Source organism: Phytomonospora endophytica, from assembly GCF_014202425.1.
Classification (GTDB): Bacteria; Actinomycetota; Actinomycetes; order Mycobacteriales; family Micromonosporaceae; genus Phytomonospora; species Phytomonospora endophytica.
The window spans coordinates 268,107-286,929 of the sequence record NZ_JACHGT010000002.1 but is presented as its reverse complement, the minus strand read 5'-3'; the positions used below and the strand labels follow the sequence as shown (position 1 = coordinate 286,929).

Genomic DNA, 18,823 nt, shown 5'->3' with positions numbered 1-18,823 from the left:
CCCCGGCGGCGGGTATCAGCAGTAGTTACCGCATCGTTGCCAGGATCCGCAGCTGCCCGCGGCCTGGCAGGTTCCGGACCAGCAGCAGCGGCCGTAGGTGACGCAGAGAACCGGATCGGTCTTGTACAGGCGCGAGATCGAGCAACCCGAGTAGGCGGTGCAGGACGGGCAGGCCGCGGCGTGTGCGGAGTTCGACGGGACTAGGCGAGCGAGCAGCGCGTCGGCCGCACGGTGGAGAAGGCGCATGTCGTTGTCCTCCCTGGGATTCGGCCCTCGCAAGGGCGGTGCCCGTGATCGTCTCGTGGGCACCGCCCGGAAACCTTGAGCCGACCTTGAGCCGCGCCCTACGCCGCCTTGACGTGCTCCCGCAGCGCCTCCTGGAAGTCGCTCTCCGGGTGCTCCAGTCCGCCGAGCTGTACGGCCTCGCGGCGGAACAGCCCCGACAGCGCCCAGTCGGCCAGCACCCTCGCCTTGTGGTTGAAGGTCGGCACCCACGCCAGGTGGTAGGCGCGGTGCGCGAGCCACCCGAGGAAGCCGGTGAGCCGGATCCGGTACACCTGCGCGACGCCCTGGTGGTGGCCGAGCCCGGCGACCGAGCCGAGGTACGCGTGCCGATACTCCTTCAGCGAGCGGCCTTTGAGGTACGCGACCAGGTTGCGGCCCAGGAGTTTCGCCTGCCGCACGGCGTGCTGCGCGTTCGGCGCGGTGAACTCGCCGGGGCGGGTCAGGTCGGGCACGGCGGCGCCGTCACCGGCGGCGAAGGCGTCCGGGATCCCTTCCACGGTCAGGTATGCGGTCGCCTTGACCCGGCCGATGGCGTCGACGGGCAGGCCGCTGTCGGCCGCGAGGGGGCTGGGGCGCCCGCCGGCCGCCCACACGAGGGTGCCGGTGTCGACGGCGGTGCCGTCGCTGAGGGCGGCGACGCCGTCGGCGGCGGAGGTGAGCAGGGCGTTGAGCCGGACGTCGACTCCCCGTTCGCGCAGTGCGCCGATGGTCCAGACGCCCAGTTCGGGCGCGAGTTCGGGCAGGATCGCGCCCTTGGCCTCGACGAGGGTCCAGTTCAGTTCGGCGCGCTCGATTCGGGGGTGGTAGCGCAGCGCGTCGTCGGCGAGTCCCTGCATCTCGGCGAGGGCCTCGACTCCGGAGAAGCCGCCGCCGACGACCACGAAGGTCAGGGCGCGGCGCCGGATCGCCGGGTCGTCGGTCGACGCGGCGGCGGCGAGCTGGCCGAGGACGTGGTTGCGCAGGTGCACGGCCTCGCCGATGGTCTTGAAACCGACGGCGTGCTCGGCCAGACCGGCGATCGGCATGCCGCGGGTGATCGACCCGGCGGCGAGGACGACGATGTCGTAACCGAGTTCGTAGGCCGGTCCCCGGACGGGTTCGAAGCGGGCGCGGCGGGCGTCGTGGTCCACATTGGTCACTCGCCCGGTGAGGACCCGCATCCCCGGCAGGAGCCGGTTGAGGGGCGCGACGACGTGCCGCGGTTCGATGGCGCCGCCGGCCGCCTCGGCGAGGAACGGCTGGTAGGTCATGTATCCGCGCGGGTCGACGATGGTCACGTCGACCTCGCCGCGGCGGACGAGCCTGCGCAGACCGAGCGCGGTGTAGAGCCCGACGTAGCCGCCGCCGATGATGAGGATCCGCTTGTTCATGGCCGTCTCCTTCGTGTCTTCGACAGGTAGACGGCGCAGGGTGGGGCCGCGTGACATGTGGCGGAATGGCGTTGGTCACACGCCGAAGTACTCCGTCAGGCGCTCGGTGTACGGCCGCCGTTCCTCGACCGTCGCGTAGCCGGGAAGCGGGCGGGAGGCGTAGAGGCCGTCGCCGTCGTAGCGGGGGAAGACGTGGACGTGCAGGTGCCAGACGTCCTGGTTGCCGGCCGGTTCGTTGTGCTGGCGGGTGGAGACGCCGTCGCAGTCATAGGTGGACCGGACGGCGACGGCGACCTCCCGCACCAGGTCGGCGACGGCGTGACCGGCGTCGGTCGGCAGGTCGTAGATGTTCTCGTGGTGCCCGGTGGGTACGACGAGCACGTGGCCGCGGTTGTTCGGCCACCAGCGCGGCGACACGAAGGCGAGCGCGCCGGGCGTGCGCCGGACGATCTCGCCCTGGCCGGTGAGGGCGTTGCGTCCGCCGCCGGCGAGTGCGCAGAAAGGGCAGGCGTAGTGGGGCGGTTCGTGGCTGGGATACCTTGCCGCGCCTTGGAAGTGGTACCCGAGCAGGGCCCACTCGAAGGCGGCGTCGAGTTGCTCCGGACGACGCGGCCGGACCGGTTCGCGGTAGTTCAGGCCGCCGGGATCGTCGACGAGGGCGCGCACCGCTGCGACGACCTCGCCGGGTGCGGGCAGGAGCCCGAGCCGCAGATCGTGGACGTAGTGGCCGTAGCCGCGGGTGGCGCCGAGTTCGTGGGTGACGTCGAGGCACCAGCCGCGCGTCTCCGACCAGGAGAGCGAGACCCCGTAGGCGTCGTCGAAGGCCCACGCGGCCTCGCCGGTGAGGGGCCAGGAGAGCGCGCGCTCGCGCTCGGGATCGAGGTCGACGCGGGTGGCGTAGGGCTCGATCTCGACGCCGTGCGCGGCGAGCGCGTCCCGGACGGCGCGGAGGTAGGGGGCGGCGTCGGTGCGGTCGTGTGAGGGCATGGGGAGATTAAGCGCGGTCGCGGGTGGTGAGGCAAGGGTTTTCCGTGTTCACGTACGGCAGTGACGTCTTAGGCTCGCGCGATGCGGCTTCAGCTGTGCACCGGCGTGTCTGAGTCCGATGTGGACGACGAGGCCGCCTACGGCGCGGATCTCGTCGAGGGCGCGCGTTTCGCCGCCGCCCGGCACGGCTTCGCGGCCTGGGACGAGCCCGTGCCGGGGACGTTCCACCGCGCGCACGTCGACGACATCGGCCGGCTCCGTCGCGCCGCGGCGCACCTGGCGGTCCTCGGCAGGGTCCCCGAGGCGCCGGGATCGCTGTTCGACGACGAGATCGTGGAGCGGGCCTGGACGCGCGGGCCTGGACGCGCGGGCCTGGACGCGCGGGCCGGAGCATCGGGCCGCGCCCGAGATCACCGGTGTCGCGCGGATCGGCGCCTATGACCACTTCCTGCACCACACCGGTGAGCCGCTGATCTACTCACCGGCCGACTTCGCGCCGGTCGTCGTGGACAACGCCGCGCCCGGCGGGCTGGTGGTCTCGGCGCCGCGTCTGCTCGCCGAGGTCGAGCACCTCGCGCGGGTCCTGGGCTCCGCGGACGGCCTGGCCGTGATCGCCGAGGCGGCACGGTTGTCGATGCGGTCGGGGGCCGCGCTGGTGACGGCGTACGTCTAGACCTGCTGGGTGTTCCAGCGCAGGTCGCCGCGCGGCCAGTCGGCGAGTGCGGCGCGCACGGGCAGGACCATCGCGGGGACGTCGACGCGTTCGGCGGCGGGGTTCCACGGGTCGAAGGCGAGGGTCGTGGAGGCGCAGGGGCGGGCGTGCCAGCCGCAGGCGGTGTAGAAGCCGGTGAGGTGCGCGTCGCACAGCAGGAGCCCGAAGGGGACGGCCAGGTCGTCGAGGAGGGCGGCGGTCCGCGCCATCACCTCGCGGCCGTGCCCGGCACCGGCCAGGTCGGGCCGTACGCCGACGAGACCGACGATCGCGACGAGCTGGTCGGTGTCCCCGGCCCGGACGAAGCGCCGGACGACACCGGCGTGGGCGGCCACCTCGCCGTCGCGGCCGACGACGCGGGCTTCGGGCCGGGCGCCGAGCCAGCTGCGGGTGCCGGTGAACTTGCCGGGGTACTGCGGGTAGGCCGTGGCGAGCATGGCGGCGAGCTCGGTGTGGTCGGCGGTGCCGAGGTCGCCTTCGCGGGCGACGGTCCAGGTGAGGGGCATGGAGGGATGGTGGCATGGGCGCACACGGCACCGCACAGGACACCGCATCGCGCGCTTGACCCTTGATCACCCGTGCGTCAACGTCGTCCGCAGCCGGGCCTCCATCGGTGAGAGGCGGGCCCGGCGGACTCATCGTCTGCGACGAAAGGCCGGTCGACCCGCATGAAGCTCGTGACAGTGCTCAACAGCGTGACCGACAAGATCCTCGACCGCCTCGTCGGTGAGGCGACGGCGGAGGCCGGGGTGGTGTACTGCCGGTGCGTCTACAACCCGGTGGTCTGCGCCAAGACGGGTGGGGCGGAGCTGCTGTGCCACAAGCCCGGTGGCAAGGAGTACTTCGCCGGCTGCGGCTGTCCCTGAGTGATCCGCGCGGGGGTTCCGGGACGCCGCGGGTCGGTGGCCCGGGGCCTTCGCGTCAGTCGTCCCAGTTGAGCAGGTCGGCGATGGTGCGCCTGGTGTTCCGCAGCGCTTCGTATCCCGGCGGGGTGAGGTCCTCCTGGCTGCCCACCTTGCGGAGCCAGAGGTACCCGTACGCGCCGACCGCGACGGCGGCGACGCCGACGGCCGCGCCGGCCTTGAACCAGGCGGATCGCGATTTCCTTGCCATCGGTCGACCTCCGGAGCGGGACGGATCGGGAACTGGAGGATAGTTCCAGAAGGGGGCGAGGGCAAAGAAGAACGGCCCCGGATCTAGGATCCGGGACCGTTCCTTCGTGGTAGCGGGGACAGGATTTGAACCTGTGACCTCTGGGTTATGAGCCCAGCGAGCTACCGAACTGCTCCACCCCGCGTCGCTTGGTGCTTGCAAACCATACCCCGGGACTCGTGGATCAACAAATCGGGGGTCCGTGTGAGCTGTTCGCCCCGTTTTCACCCGGCTCGGCCGCGATGATCGAGCCATGACTGAACAGCGCGGAGGGCCGGTGTCCCCGGCCGACATCACGCCCCGGAAACGTTGGTACTGGATCGCCGCGGCCCTGGTCGTGGTGGGTGTCGTGCTCGGGTGCGGTGCCTTCTTCCTGACCGCCAAGATCTTCTCCGAGGCCCTCCCCGACGCGGGGAAGACCTTCCCGTCGGGGCAGGCGGCGGTGGTGCAGTTCACCAGTACCGATGAACTCGTCATCTACGTCCAGCTGGCCTTCGACATGGATCCCAACCAGTCGGTGCCGGCCAACACGACGGTCTGCACGGCCGGTTCGGACGTGACCTTGAAGAAGGTCACCGACCAGATCGTGCTGTCCGACCAGTCCGCGCGGCGCATGTGGCAGGCCGTCTACACGGCCAAGGCGGCCGCGACGGGCGACCATGAGCTGACCTGCGACCAGGAGGACGGTTCGGTCGCGACGTACGGGCTGGGCGAGATGCCGTGGGGTGGTTCGCTCGTCGCCGGGGTCGGGACCTTCGTCGTCGCGATCGGCCTGCCGTGCGTGTGCATCCTGGCGGCCGCGGTGATCGTGATCGTCGTCCTGGTCAAGCGGCGCTCGAACCGGCGCCGGCTCGCGGCGGGCTCGTCGGGCAACGCGGCCATCGACGAGTACCTGCGCAACAAGGGGCAGAATCCGCCGCCCCCACCGCCCGTCTAGGCGCTGTCCCGGGCCGGACCGCCCACCCGGCCCGGGGCCGCTCCCGCGGCCTCCAGGACACGCTCACGCCCCGCCTGGCCCTGTGCCTGCGGCTCGGCGTACCTCGTCAGCGCCAGCACCGCCCCGAGGGTCACCAGGAAGCCGACGGCGGCGAGCCATTCGCGTCCGGCGGCGATCTGGTCGCCGAGCAGGAGCAGACCGACGGCGGCGGCGGGTGCGGCGAAGGCCGCGTCCATCGACGCGACGGCCGCCGTGGTGCTGCCGCGCTGCATCGCCAGGGCGAGCAGGAGCTGCCCGGTCAGGGAGTACACGATCATCAGGTAGAGCAGCGGGTCGGTGAGGAACGCCTTCGCGTCGAGGATGTTGGACAGCGGCCGCGACGCGACGGCGGCGGCGCCGAAGGCGAGTCCCGCCAGTCCGCCGAGGGCGACCGAGCCGGTCACGCCCTGGAGCCGCGCGGTGAAGTACCCCGCGACGCCCAGGCCGATCAGGATCACCACGAGCGCGACGATCGCGGCGGGCGTGAGCTGGTCCGAAGGGGACGGCTCGGCCGACACGACGAGCGCCACGATCCCACCCGACAGCAGGATCAGCAGCCCGATCTCCGACTTCGGCAGGCGCCACTTCAAGAACACGACCCCGAGTACGGCGGTGATGCCGATCCCGGCGGCGACGCTGGCCTGCACGAGGAACAGCGGCAGGTAGCGGCGGGCCATGAAGGCCAGCACGAAGCCGAGGATCTGGCAGCCGATGCCGGCGAGGTAGACGCGGTGCACCGCCAGCTGCAGCAGCAGCCGGGGGTGAAAGGTCTTGTGCTCGCGCACCTTGTTGGCGGCGATGGCCTGTAGGAAGTTCGCCAGCCCGTAGACGGCGATCATCGCGACCAGGTACAACCATCCCGCCGACATCACCAGGCGAGAATAGTCCGCGTTGGCATACCCCCGCCGTCCAGCCGGTGAGCATCACCCCACGTATGTGCGGGGCGACACCACCGGACCGGTCAGGACGGGACGATCCGGGCGGTGAGGTCGCGGAACGCGCGGCCGCGATGGCTCAGCGCGTCCTTCTCCTCGGGCGTCAGCTCGGCCGTGGTCAGCTCGTGTCCTTCGGGAACGAACACGGGGTCGTAACCGAAACCGCCGGTGCCGCGCCGTTCGCGCACGACGTGCCCGCGCATCTCGCCCATGGAGACGAGCTCGGTCCCGTCGGGGTGCACGTACGCGGCGGCGCACACGAAGGCGCCCCCGCGGTGCTCGTCGGGGACGTCGGCGATCTGCGCCAGCATCAGGTCGAGGTTGGCCGCGTCGTCGCCGTGCTTGCCCGACCAGCGCGCCGACAGCACGCCCGGCATGCCGTTGAGCGCGTCGACGGTCAGGCCGGAGTCGTCGGCCATCGTCGGCAGGCCGCTGTTGCGGACGCCGTCACGGGCCTTGAGCAGGGCGTTTCCCGCGAAGCTCAGCTCGGTCTCGGGCGTGTCCGGGAAGGCCGGGACGTCGTCGAGGCCGACGAGCTCGATGCCCGGGGCGGTCTCGGCGAGGATCCGGCGCAGCTCGATCAGCTTCTTGGCGTTGCGGCTGGCCAGAAGTATTTTCATGACGAAAGCGCCTTCACGAAAGGAGCGCCTTCACCTGCAGGCCGGTCAGCTCCTTGCAGCCCTTGGCCGCGAGGTCGATCATCGCGTCGAGGGCGGCGCGGTCGAAGACGTTGTCCTCGCCGGTGCCCTGGATCTCGACGAACTCGCCGTCGCCGGTGAAGACGACGTTCATGTCGACCTCGGCGGTGACGTCCTCCTTGTAGCAGAGGTCGAGGCGCGGCTGGCCGCCGATGACGCCGACGCTGACGGCCGCGACGGACCGCTTGAGGACGTTCTCGGGGCGGCGGACCTTCTTCTCGGCGCCGATCCAGGTGATCGCGTCCTGCAGGGCGACGTAGGCGCCGGTGATGGCCGCCGTGCGGGTGCCGCCGTCGGCCTGGAGCACGTCGCAGTCGAGGGTGATCGTGTGGTCGCCGAGGGCCTTGAGGTCGACGCAGGCCCGCAGGCTGCGGCCGATCAGGCGGCTGATCTCGTGCGTGCGGCCACCGATCTTGCCCTTGATGCTCTCGCGGTCGCCGCGGGTGTGGGTCGCGCGGGGGAGCATCGAGTACTCGGCGGTGACCCAGCCGCCCTGTCCGCCGCCACGGCGCCAGCGCGGTACGCCGTCGCTCACGCTGGCGGTGCACAGCACCCGGGTCTGTCCGAACTCGACGAGCACGGATCCTTCGGGGTGCTCCGTCCAGTTGCGACGGAAGGTGACGTCACGCAATGCGTCGGGGGCGCGTCCATCGGGTCTACTCACTTCGTCAGGGTAGCTGTACGTGCCCACGGTGATATCGCCCGGTTCGCGTGCCGCTCCGGTTAATCTTGCGACTTCCGCAATATTGCGAGGCAAGAAAACTTGCGGAACACGCAAGTTTTGTTCTAGCCTGCACACATGGCCGGACTCCGCGAACGCAAGAAGCACGCCACTCGCCAGGCACTGGGCATCGCCGCCATGACCCTGGCGGTGGAACGCGGCCTCGACAACGTCCTGGTCGACGACATCGCCGAGGCCGCCGGTGTCTCCCCGCGCACCTTCAACAACTACTTCGCCAGCAAGTACGAGGCCATCTGCGCACTCGCCGTCGACCGCTCCCGCCGCGCCGGCGACGCCCTCCGCGCCCGCCCCGCCGACGAACCCCTGTGGACGGCGCTGACCGCGGCACTCGCCGCCGAACACCGCGACGACGGCCCCCCGACCCGCGAATGGGCCGACGGCGTCCGCCTCGTCACCGGCCACCCCGCCCTCCAGGGCGAATACCTCAAGGCCCAGGCCCTCATGCGCGACGCCCTCGCCGAGGCCATCGGCGAACGCGTCGGCGCCGACCCCGGCGACATGTTCCCCGCCGTCCTCGCCGGCGCCGCCGCCACCGCCACCGAGATCGCCCTCGACCGCTGGCTCGCCGCCGACCCACCGACATCCGTACAGCACCAGGTCGAACGCGCTCTCGACGAGCTCGCCGAGGTCTGGTCGCGCCCCTTGAAGGAGACAGCATGAACACCCTCGACGTGCCCGGCGCCCGCCTCCACTACGAGGTCTACGGCTCCGGTCCCACCACCCTGCTGCTCATCCCCGGCGGCAACGGCGACGCCGCCCCCTACAGCCCGCTCGCCCGCGCCTTCGCCGAGACCCACACCGTCATCGCCTACGACCGCCGTGGCTACTCCCGCAGCCCGATCGACACGCCCTTCGACGCCGACACCCGCCTGGACGCCGACGTCGCCGACGCCGTCGCCCTCCTCGACACCGTCGGCGGGGCCCCGGCGGACGTCTTCGGCAGCAGCTCCGGCGCCATCGTCGGCCTGCACCTCCTGACCGCCCACCCGGACCGGATCCGGACCCTCGTCGCCCACGAACCGCCGCTGGTCACACTCCTGCCCGACGCCGACGACGTCCTCGCCCTCCTCGACCGGGTCCACGACCTGCACCGGACCAAGGGCGTCGAAGAGGCCATGCGGGTCTTCGGCGAGGGCATCGGCCAGCCGCACGAACAGGGCCCGCCGCCGGACGGCCTGCCCGCGCCCGTGCTGGAGATGATCGCGCGCATGCGCGGGAACTTCCCGTTCTTCCTGGAGGAGGAGGTCACCCGCTACCCCCGCCGCGTACCCGACCGGACGGCCCTGAAGTCCCTCGCCGACAAGCTGATCCTCGCCGGGGGAGAGGACTCACGCGAAGAGTTCCCCTACCGGCCGAACCTCGTCCTGGCCGCCGAACTGGGCCTGACCGTGCACGACCTGCCCGGCGACCACATCGGCTACGTCAGCGCCCGCGAGACCTTCCCGCGCGCACTGGCGGCATTGCTCGACGCCCGCTAGAGCCCCTCGCGCGGCACGCTGAAACCGAACGGCAGCTCCAGCCGGTGCCGCGCGAGCAGCTCATCGTCGCCGAGCAGCTCGCGGGCCGGGCCGTCGGCGACGATCCGCCCGGCGTCGAGGATCAGCGCACGCTGACATAGCTGAAGCGCGTAGGGCAGATCGTGCGTCACCATCAGCAAGGTCACGTCCAGCCCCAGCAGGATCTCCGCGAGCTCCCGCCGCGCCGCCGGATCGAGGTTCGACGAGGGCTCGTCCATCACCAGGATCTGCGGCCGCATCGCCAGCACCGTCGCCACCGCCACCCGCCTGCGCTGCCCGAAGGACAGGTGGTGCGGGGCGCGGTCGCGGTGCTCCGACATGCCGACCGCGGCCAGCGCCTCGCCGACACGAGCGTCGAGCTCGGCGCCCCGCAGGCCGAGGTTGGCCGGCCCGAAGGCGACGTCCTCGGCGACGGTCGGCATGAACAACTGGTCGTCGGGATCCTGGAACACCACGCCCACCCGGCGGCGGATCTCGGTGAGGTTCTCCTTGACGACCGGCAGCCCCCCGACCGCGACCTCGCCCTCCCCGGACAGGATGCCGTTGAGGTGCAGCACGAGCGTGGTCTTCCCCGCCCCGTTCGGCCCGAGCAGCGCGACCCGCTCGCCCTCACCGACGCTCAAGTCCACGCCGTGCAGGGCCTCACGCCCGTCGGGATAGGTGTAGCGGACACCGGACAGGGACAGCACGGGCGACATGGAGTCGATCATGTCAGGGCCGCGGCCAGCGCCACGGCGCCGGTCGCCACCGGCAGCGCCAGCGCCGCCGCCCACTCGCCGGGCCGCGCCGAGCGGCCCTTCAGGCGAGGGAAGGTCCCGGTGTAGCCGCGCGAGAGCATCGCGACGTAGACGCGCTCACCGCGCTCGAAGGCGCGCAGGAACAAGGCCCCGGCGCCGGTCGCCCACGCGCGCAACTGCCAGAAGAAGCGCGGCCGGTACCCGCGCGAGAGACGGGCGACGCGCATGCGCCTCGCCTCGTCGGACAGCACCTGGAGGTAGCGGAGCATGAAGGCCGCGATCTGGGTGATGATCTGCGGGCAGCGCAGCCGCTCCAGGCCGGTGATCAGGTCGTTGACGGGCGTCGTCGCCGCCAGCACCAGCGACGACACCACGCCGAGAGTGCCTTTCACGGCGATGTTCCAGGCCCCGTACAGGCCCTCCACCGACAGGTCCACGCCCAGCCAGGCGACCGTCTCACCGGTCCCCAGAAAAGGCAGGATCACCGCCAGGATCACGAAGGGCACCTCGATCACCGTCCGCCGCGCGATCCACAGCGGACCGATCCGGCCCAGCGCCGCCACGACCGCGAGCAGGCCCGCGTAGACCGCGAAGGCCCACATCCGCTCGCGCGGCGTCAGCACCACCAGCAGGGTGAACGCCACCGAGGCGACGATCTTGACCTGCGGCGGGAGCCGGTGCACGACCGAGTCGCGCTCCAGATGGAGCACATGCGCGTGCCCGGCGCCCACCCCTACTCCTTCACTGACTTACGGCGGCGCATCAGCCAGAACAGGCCACCGCCGACCGCGAAGGTGATCACGACACCGAGGACGCCCGACAGGCCCGTCGACACGAACTCGTTGTCGAAACCGGCGATGCCGTAGTCGGCCAGCGGACCGCCGACCTCGTGCTCACCCGCCGCCTGCGCCATGCACTCGCCGCCGGTGATCTCGTCGTCGGCGTCGAAGGTGCAGCCTTCGCGGCTGACCGAGTCCAGGCCGTCGGGGTCGGAGGAGGCGAAACTGCTCACCACGCCGGCGAGGACGAAGGCGACCAGCAGCCCGCCGATGAGGAAGGCGAAGAGCTTGACCTTGGGCTTGTTCGTCATGCCGCACTCTCCACGGTGGACTTCGGCGTCGAGGGGAGCAGTCGCTTGCCGCGCAGCGCGTAGACCAGGTCGGGCCGGACCTTCGCCACGGCGAGGACCGTCGCGGCCGTGATGAGGCCTTCGCCGACGCCGATCAGCGCGTGCACGCCGACCATCGCGCCCGCCGCGCCACCCAGGGAGATCCCGTCGACCTGGCCGCCGATGGCGTACTGGAGCACGAAACCGAGGCTGCCGGCCACGACGCTGACGACCGCCGCGACGAAACCGGTGACGGCGACGCCCGTCGCGGTCCGGGGCAGGACCTTCAGCAGCAGCGCGAGGACGCCGTAGGTGAGGAAGGTGCCGATCAGCGCCATGTTGGTGACGTTGAGGCCGATCGCCGAGACACCGCCGTCGGCGAAGACCAGCGCCTGCACGATCAGCACGATGGTGACGCACAGCGCGCCCACCCATGGGCCGACCAGCATCGCGGCCAGCGCACCGCCGAGGAGGTGCCCGCTGACGCCGGGCAGGACGGGGAAGTTGAGCATCTGGACGGCGAAGATGAACGCGGCCACCAGGCCGGCCATCGGTGCGAGGCGATCGTCGAGGTCGCGCCTGCCGCGCAGGACGCACACGATCATCCCGGCGAGGGCGATCGCGGCGAACACGGCGGAGGTCGCGGGGTCGACGATGCCATTGGAGATGTGCATCGCCACGGTGTCCATGGGGGTCCTTCCAGACGGGGGCGACGCGAGCCTATGACAGGCACGAAGTTGTTGCAAATGTTTGGCAAGAAGGCCGACAGTAGGAATCGCGAACGCGGCCCGTCAGCTCGCCCGCCGGGAGCGCCGGAATGCGTCCGGTGATCGTCGCGGGCCGGAGTTCTTGATCTAGAAACACAGTTCACTGTCTCGCGACAACTACCGCAAAACGGCCCGTCTTCAATAGCATGTGCACGATCCGGACACACCCGGAAACACTCCTGTGATCTTTCACCACCCCCAGAAAGCAGGAACCATTCTCATGCGACACCACTTAAGGGCCCACCGGCTGATCGCCACGGGCGCCTCCCTCTTACTGGGCGCCACCGCGCTGGCCACGCTCTCCCAGAGCGCCTCGGCCGACGACGGCGCCCTCACCGCCCGTGAAGAGACCCGCGCCGAACTCGTCGCGAGCGTCTCCCCCGACATGGTCGACGCCCTGGGCGAGACCCTCGGCTTCACCGCCGACCAGGTCTACGACCGGCTCACCACCGAAAGCCTCGCGATGCGCGACCAGCCCACGGTCGCCTACACCCTCGACGAGGACTTCGGCGGCCTGTGGATCGGCTCCGGCGTCGACCAGGTGTACGTCGCGGTCACCGACACCGCCCGCATGGGCGACGTGTCCGCCTTCGGCTACATCCCGACGCTCGTCCGCTACAACGCCAAGCAGCTCAGCGGCTACCAGAAGGCCCTCGACGCCGGGAAGGCCGCGCCCAAGGGCGTGACCGGCTGGCACGTCGACGTCCCGACGAACGCCGTCGTCCTCCTCGCCAAGCCCGGCACGGCCGCCAAGGCCCGCTCCTGGGCCGTGGCGAAGGGCGTCCCCGCCGACGTCGTGCGCGTCGAGACGACCACGGCCAGCCCACGGCCGTACGCCGACATCGTCGGCGGCACCGCGTACTACATCGGCGGCTCCTCGCGCTGCTCGGTCGGCTTCTCCGTGACGCACCCCAGTCGCGGGCCCGGCTTCGTCAGCGCCGGCCACTGCGGCAGCACCGGCGCCTCCGTGACCAGCGGAACCGGTTCGGTCGGCACGTTCATCGTGTCGTCGTTCCCCGGCAACGACTACTCCTACATCGACGCCGGCGCCAGCTGGACCGCGAGCCCGCGCGTGCAGGGCAGCAGCCAGCAGGTCGCCAACGCCAACGTCGCGCCCGTCGGCTCCTCCATCTGCCGCTCGGGTTCGACCACCGGCTGGCACTGCGGATCCGTCCAGCAGCTCAACACGTCCGTGACGTACCCGCAGGGCACCGTCTCCCAGGTGACGCGCACGAACGTGTGCGCCGAGCCCGGCGACTCCGGCGGCTCGTTCATCTCCGGCGCCAGCGCGCAGGGCATGACCTCCGGCGGTTCCGGCAACTGCTCGTCGGGTGGCACGACCTACTTCCAGCCCGTCGGTGAGGCCCTCTCGGCCTCCGGTGCCGCGCTGACCACCAGCGGTGGCCCCGGGCCCGGCCCGTCCTGCGGCAACCACCAGAACAACTACACCGGCACCCTCGCCTCCAACGGCAACGCCTACCAGCCGACCGGTGGCTCCTACCAGTCGACGACGTCCGGGCTGCACTCCGCGTGCCTCGCGGGACCCTCCGGCACCGACTTCGACCTGTACCTGCAGAAGCTGAGCGGCTCCACCTGGACCACGGTGGCCACGTCGAACAGCCCCAGTAACAACGAGACCATCAGCTACAACGGCACGGCCGGCACCTACCGGTACCGCGTCCACGCCTACAGCGGATCCGGCACCTACGCGCTCGGCCTGACCAAGCCCGCGTAACACCCCGACGCGACCCTGCCCGCGCGGCCCACGCCGCCGGGTAGGGTCGTTTCGTGACCGTACGGCTTGAACCGGGCGACACCGCCCCGGACTTCACCCTCCCCACCGACACCGGCGAGAGCCTCAGCCTGTCGTCCCGCAAAGGACGCAAGGTGATCCTCTACGCCTACCCGAACGCGATGACGCCCGGCTGCACCAAGCAGGCCTGCGACTTCCGCGACTCGCTCGACTCGCTGTCGGCCGCGGGCTACGACGTCGTCGGCATCTCGCCCAACGACCCCGCCAAACTCGCCAGGTTCCGCGAACGCGACGGACTGACCTTCCCGCTCGTGTCCGACGAGGACAAGGCCGTGCTCACCGCCTACGGCGCCTACGGCGAGAAGAAGAACTACGGGCGCGTCGTCCAAGGCGTCATCCGCTCCACGTTCGTCATCGACGAGGACGGCAAGATCGAGCAGGCGCAGTACAACGTCCGCGCCACCGGGCACGTCGCCAAACTGCGGCGCGATCTCGGGCTCGACTAGACTGGCCTGGCCGCGCGGGGGACTCCATGCCCGCGCGGAAACGCGTGAGTGGCGGAATTGGCAGACGCGCTGGATTTAGGTTCCAGTGTCCACGGACGTGCGGGTTCAAGTCCCGCCTCGCGCACGGCACTGACCTTTGCTCGCTTCGCTCGCGGGCGAGGGAGACTCCGTCTCCACCCGCGCCCCCTCTGCAGGGGCTTCGCCCCTGGCCCCTCTCGGGTTGCCGCCCCGTGTTGGTTGCGGGCGGTGGTGGGTTGCGGTTTTCGGGGCTTCGCCCCTGGCCCCAAGGGCTTGCGTCGGCTTCGGTGGGGGAGGTGCCCGGCGTCGGGGTGGCGGGTGGCTGACTGGCCGAGCGCAATTCCGTAAGCGCACTCCGGCATGGGAGGGCACTCAACGACGACGCTTCATGAGCGGGTCACCGATGCCCCGGGGTTCAACGCCGAGTTGATCGAAGAGTCGAAACCACCGCTGACACCGGCGCCGCGTTCCTGGCACGTGTCATCGAGCTCGGGTTGACCCCGCCGGAAAGGCCGGGCGTGCTTCGGTGAGGGTTCGGGATCCTCGGTGAGGCCGACGGTGCCGAATGGCTCGTTTGGGATACCGAGTCGGTGGTGTATCCCGAGGACGCTCCAGAAGACGACGGCGCTCCGTCGTCGGCGTGAGGTTCAGGCGTCGAAGGCGCCGGACTTGAGGGCGGTGACGAAGCCCGTCCACTCAGGACGATCGGCCGTGAGGACGGGGCCGGTGCGGTCCTTGGTGTCGCGGACGGCGACGGTGTGGGTGCAGGTGCCGACTTCGACGCATTGGCCGCCGTTGCCTGAGCTGCGGGACGCCCGGGGTCGCGAGGGGCGGGCGGCGCCACTTCACACACCGCCAACGCCGTGAGCGCGTTCCTTCACCTTCCCCAGGTCGGCGCGCTCGGGTGGTCGGTGCCGCCCGCCCACCTCGCCGGACTTTCCTGAACGGAGCTTCACCATGCGAACCGTCAACCGTGAGTGGGCCGCCTACTGGCGCGCTCCTCGCCCTCGTCCGACACCGCCGCCAGCAATCCATCCTCCGCGAGCACAAACCCGGCCGCCGACGGATAAGGCTCGTCCGCTTCGCGGGCTTCCCCATCCCCGCCCTCGCCGCCCGCTGCCGGTGCTGCAACGCCATCTGGCCCTGCCGCGAACTCATCACCGTCCTACGCGACTGGCTCGGCTGGACACGACGACTCGACCGCGCCCTGGCACTGCTGCGAAGGAACCTGGAGATCACACACACCAGCCTTGACCGCGAATGAGCGACCGAGCATTGCGTCTAGTGTTGTCAACTGACAACACTAGACGCAATGGCGGCTCGCGTTCCGTAAAGCCTTCGCCGCCAGGATTCTCCAAGTGGCCCGGGCGTCGCGTTCGTGGGCGCCGAGGACCGTCCAGAGGCTGTCGTCGTCGGGCATCCGGGCGGCGGCGAAGCCGAGGCGTTGCCGGTCCTTCTTGTCGGTGCGTTCACGCAAGGCGAAGGGGTCATCGACGAGGCTGCACAGGAACGCCAGGTCGCGGAAGTGCCGGGTGGGCGACTTCAGCTCGATCTCGGTGGCGGCGGCCTTGATGACCAGCGCGCCCAGGAGGTCGGGCCGGGGGATGTCGGCGGTGCGGTCCTCGTACGTCACGTAACGGTGCATGATTCCATCCGGACTCGGCGGCCCGACCGCTTCGAGCCCGAGCCGTTCGAAGATCCCGACCAGTGCGCGCAACCCGTCCTGCTTCGCGCGCAGGTCGACCACCGTGTCGATGTCGGCGGACACCCGTGGGGCCTCACGGTCGCGTTCCAGTCCGTGCAGCATGACCATCTGGCCGCCGACGAGGGTCCACGGGACGGACGCGGCGTGCACGGCGAGGTCGATGAGCAGTGTCCACAACTCGCCGGTGGCCGCCGCGAGCGACGGCAGGCGAACCGGGGTGCGTTCCGGTGTCGTCATCGGGTCGGTGTCTCCCATGAGTCGAGTGCCCGTTCGTACAGGCGTCGTGCGCTTTCCTGTGAGCGGTCCTCACCGGAATCCCACAGGTCGAAGGCGACGCAGGCGGGGCCCGGTGAGGCGTCGAAGGGCCAGATCTCCTTCGGGACGCGGAGAACGACGTTGGCGTCGCCGGGTTCCGCCGGCGACGCCAGGAAGAACCGACCGGCGATGTCCTCGACCTGCTCGGCGGGCACGTAGGCCTCGACGAGCGCGAGGTCGACGATGTCGTTGTTCCCGGCCGAGGCCCCGGTCGGGAGGACCTCGGGTGCGTCGAGGACGAGCGGCAGGGCCGAACGGTGTCCCGCGAAACGGTGGAGTTCGCTTCGACGGCTCAGCCACCAGGCCGCCTGCTCCATGGAGGGACGTCCGCGCAGCCTGGCGCGCAGGCGGGACGCCTCCTCCGCGCGAAGCCACGGCACAGGCATCCCGTCCAAGAGGGCGACGAATCCCCACGCGATTCTGGCCGCCATGGGGCGGGACCGGAAGCTCCGCGCAACCGGGGCGAGTCCGGCGTCGTCGAGGATCCACTGGGCGCCGACCTTCCGCGCGGCCAGGCGACCCGCCTGAATGAAGGCGAGCACCTGCTGTCTCGACACTCCGAGACGGCCCGCCGCTTCGGCGACTGAGATGTCCACTGACCTGGCCTCCTTGCGTCTAGTATTGTCAATTGACAATACTAGACGCAACTACGAACGGTGTCGATCGGTTGACGTCCGGCGACGGCCGCATGTTGACACCGCACCACAACCATCGCGCCGATCCGTTCAGATCGGCACACTGTCCCGATGTCCCCGATCCCCGAACGCCGCATGTCCTTCAACGCCTCCGCCGCCGCCTACCACCGTGGGCGTCCGCCCTACCCCGACGCGGTCTTCGACCTCCTCACCACTCGCTGTGGGCTGCGGCCGGGTGTCCGGGTCCTCGAACTCGGGGCCGGGAACGGGCTCGCGACCGGACCGCTGCTCGCGGCCGGGGCACATGTCACCGCCGTCGAACCGGGCGCGGAGCTCGCCGCGATCCTCCGGGAGCGGTTCGCGGGCGACGAGCTGAGCGTCGTCGTCGCCGACTTCGAGACCGCCGAGGTCACCGGGTCCTTCGACCTCGCGGTGGCGGCGACGTCCCTGCACTGGCTCGACCCGGGGGTCTCGATCGCGAAGCTCGCGCGGCTCGTCGAGCCGGGTGGGTGGCTGGCGGCGTGGTGGACCGAGTTCGGCGACGTCGCGCGCCCTTCGCGCTTCCGCGACCGGCTCGACGAGGTCTACCGCGACCTCCTCCCGGACGAGCCCGGCTATCGCGACAGTCGTGCCCGCGGTCGCCAGTTCGAGCACTGGACCGGCGTGATCACGTCCGGCGGCCACTTCGGCGACCCCGCCATCGAGGTCATCGACTGGCACCAGACCCTCACCGGCGACGGCGCCCGCGAGCTGTGGTCGACCTTCCCCAACATCGGCGAGCTGGCTCCCGGCGCCCGCGCCGAGTTCCTCGACCGGCTGTCGCGTCTGGTCGACGAGGAGCCCGGGGGCACCGTCGACGACCCGCGGCAGACGGTCGTCTACACGGCTGAGCGGGTCACCGGCTGAGCCCGAAGTCCGTCGGCAGATCCATCACCAGGAAGTGCGCGACACGGTCGATGCCGCCGTCGCTCACGCCCAAGACAATCAGTCCGGCGGGTTTCCCGCCCAGGAAGCACCCGAACGCGGGCGCGCCGTTCGCCCGCGTCGGCACCAGCTCGAAGCGCGCCAGGTGCCCGCAGGCCGTGCGGGCACGCAGGAAACCCGCGACGGCCGCGCGCCCGACGTACTCGTGCGGCGCCGGCGGCATGCTCAGCCAGGCGTCGTCGGTGAGCAGCGCGACGACACCGTCGACGTCGTCGGCGCTGAACGCCGCCGCGAAACGCCGGGCCAGCTCACGCTCCTCGGCCGAGTCTGCCGACAAGGTCTCCCGCGGCGGGCCGACCGCCGACCGCGCCCGCTGGAGCAGCCCTTTCGCGGCGGTCCCGGTCGTCGCGAGCATGTCGGCGGCCTCGCCTGCCGAGTAGCCGAGCACGTCGCACAGCAGCAGGATCGCGGCCTGCCGTGGAGGCAGCCGCTGCACCGCCGCCACGAAGGCCAGCTCGACCGACTCGCGCAGCTCGTACCGGGCCGCCGGGCCCGGGGCGCCGTCGAGGAGCGCGTCGGGAAACGGCTGGAGCCACGTCACGTCGCCTCTCGACGACGGCTCCGGCGGCACGAACGGCGGCACCGGCTCGGCCGGTGGCACACGACGGTGGCCGTCGCGAATCGCGTTGAGGCAGCGGTTCGTGGCGATCCGGTACAGCCACGTCCGCACCGACGAGCGGCCCTCGAAGGCCGCGAGCCCGCGCCAGGCGGCCGTCAGTGTCTCCTGGAGGAGGTCCTCGGCGTCGGTGAGGGAACCGAGCATGCGGTAGCAGTGCGCGCGCAGCTCCCGCCGGTGCGGGCCCACGAGCTCGCCGAACGCGCGCTCGTCACCGCCGCGCGCGAGGTCGAGGACGGATCGGCTCACCGGATCAGTCTGACACCGTTCCGATCACGCCGCCCGTGGTGTCAACACCGTCGAGA

Annotated in this window: 25 protein-coding genes, 2 tRNA genes and 1 pseudogene; 11 read left to right on the top strand and 17 right to left on the bottom strand. The window is 71.0% G+C overall.

Annotation, left to right across the window (positions count from 1 at the left end; genetic code table 11):
* Window positions 1-15: 15 nt before the first annotated feature.
* The 3 genes from HNR73_RS04550 to HNR73_RS04540 all read right to left on the bottom strand — a co-directional run bounded on the left by HNR73_RS04550 (window position 16) and on the right by HNR73_RS04540 (window position 2,642).
* Window positions 16-246: a hypothetical protein gene (locus HNR73_RS04550; protein ID WP_184785995.1), complete on the bottom strand. Its 231-nt coding sequence runs from the start codon at window positions 244-246 to the stop codon at window positions 16-18.
* 98 nt (window positions 247-344) lie between these two features.
* The gene (locus HNR73_RS04545) at window positions 345-1,655 is read right to left on the bottom strand and encodes an NAD(P)/FAD-dependent oxidoreductase (RefSeq protein ID WP_184785994.1); all 1,311 of its coding nucleotides are present in this window, start codon (window positions 1,653-1,655) and stop codon (window positions 345-347) included.
* Between the two features lie 75 nt (window positions 1,656-1,730).
* Window positions 1,731-2,642: a DUF6292 family protein gene (locus HNR73_RS04540; protein WP_184785993.1), complete on the bottom strand. Its 912-nt coding sequence runs from the start codon at window positions 2,640-2,642 to the stop codon at window positions 1,731-1,733.
* 81 nt (window positions 2,643-2,723) lie between these two features.
* Here HNR73_RS04540 and HNR73_RS04535 point away from each other — a divergent pair, with 81 nt between their 5' ends.
* Together HNR73_RS04535 and HNR73_RS41350 are read left to right on the top strand one after the other, a co-directional pair.
* Window positions 2,724-3,083, top strand: a complete 360-nt coding sequence (locus HNR73_RS04535) for a hypothetical protein (RefSeq protein ID WP_184785992.1) — start codon at window positions 2,724-2,726, stop codon at window positions 3,081-3,083.
* Window positions 3,001-3,315: a putative DNA-mimic protein gene (locus HNR73_RS41350; RefSeq protein WP_505862633.1), complete on the top strand. Its 315-nt coding sequence runs from the start codon at window positions 3,001-3,003 to the stop codon at window positions 3,313-3,315. The genes HNR73_RS04535 and HNR73_RS41350 overlap by 83 nt, the downstream gene beginning before the upstream one ends.
* Here HNR73_RS41350 and HNR73_RS04525 read toward each other — a convergent pair.
* Window positions 3,312-3,860 carry a GNAT family protein gene (locus HNR73_RS04525; protein WP_184785990.1) on the bottom strand — a complete coding sequence of 183 codons (549 nt, stop codon included), beginning with the start codon at window positions 3,858-3,860 and terminating at the stop codon, window positions 3,312-3,314. The two genes, HNR73_RS41350 and HNR73_RS04525, sit on opposite strands and share 4 nt — an antisense overlap.
* Before the next feature lie 162 nt (window positions 3,861-4,022).
* Between HNR73_RS04525 and HNR73_RS04520 the strand changes: the two genes are divergently transcribed.
* Window positions 4,023-4,220 (top strand): hypothetical protein, encoded by a 198-nt coding sequence (locus HNR73_RS04520; RefSeq protein WP_184785989.1) that lies wholly within the window; start codon window positions 4,023-4,025, stop codon window positions 4,218-4,220.
* A gap of 55 nt (window positions 4,221-4,275) precedes the next feature.
* On the opposite strand, the gene HNR73_RS04515 is transcribed toward HNR73_RS04520, so the two are convergent.
* Entirely contained in the window at window positions 4,276-4,467 is a 192-nt protein-coding gene (locus tag HNR73_RS04515; protein ID WP_184785988.1) for a hypothetical protein, read from the bottom strand.
* 107 nt (window positions 4,468-4,574) lie between these two features.
* Window positions 4,575-4,651: transfer RNA gene (locus HNR73_RS04510), tRNA-Met, on the bottom strand.
* A gap of 108 nt (window positions 4,652-4,759) precedes the next feature.
* Here HNR73_RS04510 and HNR73_RS04505 point away from each other — a divergent pair.
* The gene (locus HNR73_RS04505) at window positions 4,760-5,443 is read left to right on the top strand and encodes a hypothetical protein (RefSeq protein ID WP_184785987.1); all 684 of its coding nucleotides are present in this window, start codon (window positions 4,760-4,762) and stop codon (window positions 5,441-5,443) included.
* On the opposite strand, the gene HNR73_RS04500 is transcribed toward HNR73_RS04505, so the two are convergent.
* From HNR73_RS04500 to rph, 3 genes are all read right to left on the bottom strand, one after another.
* Window positions 5,440-6,321: a hypothetical protein gene (locus HNR73_RS04500; protein ID WP_184786311.1), complete on the bottom strand. Its 882-nt coding sequence runs from the start codon at window positions 6,319-6,321 to the stop codon at window positions 5,440-5,442. The two genes, HNR73_RS04505 and HNR73_RS04500, sit on opposite strands and share 4 nt — an antisense overlap.
* Window positions 6,322-6,443: 122 nt before the next feature.
* Window positions 6,444-7,037 (bottom strand): RdgB/HAM1 family non-canonical purine NTP pyrophosphatase, encoded by a 594-nt coding sequence (gene rdgB, locus HNR73_RS04495; protein ID WP_184785986.1) that lies wholly within the window; start codon window positions 7,035-7,037, stop codon window positions 6,444-6,446.
* A gap of 13 nt (window positions 7,038-7,050) precedes the next feature.
* Complete coding sequence (gene rph / locus HNR73_RS04490) at window positions 7,051-7,779, bottom strand: ribonuclease PH (protein ID WP_184785985.1); 729 nt, start codon at window positions 7,777-7,779, stop codon at window positions 7,051-7,053.
* A 135-nt stretch (window positions 7,780-7,914) separates the two neighbouring features.
* Between rph and HNR73_RS04485 the strand changes: the two genes are divergently transcribed.
* A complete protein-coding gene (locus HNR73_RS04485; protein ID WP_184785984.1) occupies window positions 7,915-8,517 on the top strand; it encodes a TetR/AcrR family transcriptional regulator in 603 nt (200 codons plus the stop codon).
* Window positions 8,514-9,335: an alpha/beta fold hydrolase gene (locus HNR73_RS04480; RefSeq protein ID WP_184785983.1), complete on the top strand. Its 822-nt coding sequence runs from the start codon at window positions 8,514-8,516 to the stop codon at window positions 9,333-9,335. The genes HNR73_RS04485 and HNR73_RS04480 overlap by 4 nt, the downstream gene beginning before the upstream one ends.
* On the opposite strand, the gene HNR73_RS04475 is transcribed toward HNR73_RS04480, so the two are convergent.
* From HNR73_RS04475 to HNR73_RS04460, 4 genes are read right to left on the bottom strand one after another with little or no spacing between them, the layout of a single operon-like run.
* Entirely contained in the window at window positions 9,332-10,072 is a 741-nt protein-coding gene (locus HNR73_RS04475) for an energy-coupling factor ABC transporter ATP-binding protein (RefSeq protein WP_373316591.1), read from the bottom strand. The genes HNR73_RS04480 and HNR73_RS04475 overlap by 4 nt on opposite strands.
* Window positions 10,073-10,080: 8 nt before the next feature.
* Window positions 10,081-10,842, bottom strand: coding sequence for a cobalt ECF transporter T component CbiQ (cbiQ, locus tag HNR73_RS04470; protein ID WP_184785981.1), 762 nt, complete (start codon window positions 10,840-10,842; stop codon window positions 10,081-10,083).
* Between the two features lie 2 nt (window positions 10,843-10,844).
* Window positions 10,845-11,201: a PDGLE domain-containing protein gene (locus tag HNR73_RS04465; protein ID WP_184785980.1), complete on the bottom strand. Its 357-nt coding sequence runs from the start codon at window positions 11,199-11,201 to the stop codon at window positions 10,845-10,847.
* The gene (locus tag HNR73_RS04460; protein ID WP_184785979.1) at window positions 11,198-11,908 is read right to left on the bottom strand and encodes an energy-coupling factor ABC transporter permease; all 711 of its coding nucleotides are present in this window, start codon (window positions 11,906-11,908) and stop codon (window positions 11,198-11,200) included. Before HNR73_RS04460 ends, HNR73_RS04465 begins: the two co-directional genes overlap by 4 nt.
* 298 nt (window positions 11,909-12,206) lie before the next feature.
* On the opposite strand from HNR73_RS04460, the gene HNR73_RS04455 reads away from it, so the two are divergent.
* The 3 genes from HNR73_RS04455 (at window position 12,207) to HNR73_RS04445 (ending at window position 14,369) form a co-directional block, all read left to right on the top strand.
* Window positions 12,207-13,721 carry a S1 family peptidase gene (locus HNR73_RS04455; protein WP_184785978.1) on the top strand — a complete coding sequence of 505 codons (1,515 nt, stop codon included), beginning with the start codon at window positions 12,207-12,209 and terminating at the stop codon, window positions 13,719-13,721.
* A 53-nt stretch (window positions 13,722-13,774) separates the two neighbouring features.
* A complete protein-coding gene (gene bcp, locus HNR73_RS04450) occupies window positions 13,775-14,245 on the top strand; it encodes a thioredoxin-dependent thiol peroxidase (protein WP_184785977.1) in 471 nt (156 codons plus the stop codon).
* Window positions 14,246-14,287: 42 nt separating this feature from the next.
* Window positions 14,288-14,369: transfer RNA gene (locus tag HNR73_RS04445), tRNA-Leu, on the top strand.
* Window positions 14,370-14,910: 541 nt separating this feature from the next.
* On the opposite strand, the pseudogene HNR73_RS04440 reads toward HNR73_RS04445, so the two are convergent.
* Window positions 14,911-15,069 (bottom strand): annotated as a pseudogene (locus HNR73_RS04440) (DUF397 domain-containing protein); the annotation flags it as partial.
* Window positions 15,070-15,236: 167 nt separating this feature from the next.
* On the opposite strand from HNR73_RS04440, the gene HNR73_RS04435 reads away from it, so the two are divergent.
* A complete protein-coding gene (locus tag HNR73_RS04435; protein WP_184785976.1) occupies window positions 15,237-15,527 on the top strand; it encodes a hypothetical protein in 291 nt (96 codons plus the stop codon).
* 39 nt (window positions 15,528-15,566) lie between these two features.
* Here the strand turns inward: HNR73_RS04435 and HNR73_RS04430 are convergent, their stop codons facing one another.
* A complete protein-coding gene (locus tag HNR73_RS04430) occupies window positions 15,567-16,205 on the bottom strand; it encodes a hypothetical protein (protein WP_184785975.1) in 639 nt (212 codons plus the stop codon).
* Window positions 16,202-16,879 carry a helix-turn-helix domain-containing protein gene (locus HNR73_RS04425; RefSeq protein WP_184785974.1) on the bottom strand — a complete coding sequence of 226 codons (678 nt, stop codon included), beginning with the start codon at window positions 16,877-16,879 and terminating at the stop codon, window positions 16,202-16,204. Before HNR73_RS04425 ends, HNR73_RS04430 begins: the two co-directional genes overlap by 4 nt.
* Before the next feature lie 150 nt (window positions 16,880-17,029).
* On the opposite strand from HNR73_RS04425, the gene HNR73_RS04420 reads away from it, so the two are divergent.
* Window positions 17,030-17,824 carry a class I SAM-dependent methyltransferase gene (locus tag HNR73_RS04420; RefSeq protein ID WP_203685936.1) on the top strand — a complete coding sequence of 265 codons (795 nt, stop codon included), beginning with the start codon at window positions 17,030-17,032 and terminating at the stop codon, window positions 17,822-17,824.
* On the opposite strand, the gene HNR73_RS04415 is transcribed toward HNR73_RS04420, so the two are convergent.
* Window positions 17,814-18,767, bottom strand: coding sequence for an RNA polymerase subunit sigma-70 (locus tag HNR73_RS04415; RefSeq protein ID WP_184785973.1), 954 nt, complete (start codon window positions 18,765-18,767; stop codon window positions 17,814-17,816). The two genes, HNR73_RS04420 and HNR73_RS04415, sit on opposite strands and share 11 nt — an antisense overlap.
* Window positions 18,768-18,823: the final 56 nt, after the last annotated feature.

Bases quoted from the DNA above. Each gene is read 5' to 3' on its own strand.
- HNR73_RS04550 (WP_184785995.1), bottom strand. From the start codon at position 246: ATGCGCCTTCTCCACCGTGCGGCCGACGCGCTGCTCGCTCGCCTAGTC.
- HNR73_RS04545 (WP_184785994.1), bottom strand. From the start codon at position 1,655: ATGAACAAGCGGATCCTCATCATCGGCGGCGGCTACGTCGGGCTCTAC.
- HNR73_RS04540 (WP_184785993.1), bottom strand. From the start codon at position 2,642: ATGCCCTCACACGACCGCACCGACGCCGCCCCCTACCTCCGCGCCGTC.
- HNR73_RS04535 (WP_184785992.1), top strand. From the start codon at position 2,724: ATGCGGCTTCAGCTGTGCACCGGCGTGTCTGAGTCCGATGTGGACGAC.
- HNR73_RS04525 (WP_184785990.1), bottom strand. From the start codon at position 3,860: ATGCCCCTCACCTGGACCGTCGCCCGCGAAGGCGACCTCGGCACCGCC.
- HNR73_RS04520 (WP_184785989.1), top strand. From the start codon at position 4,023: ATGAAGCTCGTGACAGTGCTCAACAGCGTGACCGACAAGATCCTCGAC.
- HNR73_RS04515 (WP_184785988.1), bottom strand. From the start codon at position 4,467: ATGGCAAGGAAATCGCGATCCGCCTGGTTCAAGGCCGGCGCGGCCGTC.
- HNR73_RS04505 (WP_184785987.1), top strand. From the start codon at position 4,760: ATGACTGAACAGCGCGGAGGGCCGGTGTCCCCGGCCGACATCACGCCC.
- HNR73_RS04500 (WP_184786311.1), bottom strand. From the start codon at position 6,321: ATGATCGCCGTCTACGGGCTGGCGAACTTCCTACAGGCCATCGCCGCC.
- rdgB (WP_184785986.1), bottom strand. From the start codon at position 7,037: ATGAAAATACTTCTGGCCAGCCGCAACGCCAAGAAGCTGATCGAGCTG.
- HNR73_RS04485 (WP_184785984.1), top strand. From the start codon at position 7,915: ATGGCCGGACTCCGCGAACGCAAGAAGCACGCCACTCGCCAGGCACTG.
- HNR73_RS04480 (WP_184785983.1), top strand. From the start codon at position 8,514: ATGAACACCCTCGACGTGCCCGGCGCCCGCCTCCACTACGAGGTCTAC.
- HNR73_RS04475 (WP_373316591.1), bottom strand. From the start codon at position 10,072: ATGTCGCCCGTGCTGTCCCTGTCCGGTGTCCGCTACACCTATCCCGAC.
- HNR73_RS04465 (WP_184785980.1), bottom strand. From the start codon at position 11,201: ATGACGAACAAGCCCAAGGTCAAGCTCTTCGCCTTCCTCATCGGCGGG.
- HNR73_RS04460 (WP_184785979.1), bottom strand. From the start codon at position 11,908: ATGGACACCGTGGCGATGCACATCTCCAATGGCATCGTCGACCCCGCG.
- HNR73_RS04455 (WP_184785978.1), top strand. From the start codon at position 12,207: ATGCGACACCACTTAAGGGCCCACCGGCTGATCGCCACGGGCGCCTCC.
- HNR73_RS04430 (WP_184785975.1), bottom strand. From the start codon at position 16,205: ATGACGACACCGGAACGCACCCCGGTTCGCCTGCCGTCGCTCGCGGCG.
- HNR73_RS04420 (WP_203685936.1), top strand. From the start codon at position 17,030: ATGTCCCCGATCCCCGAACGCCGCATGTCCTTCAACGCCTCCGCCGCC.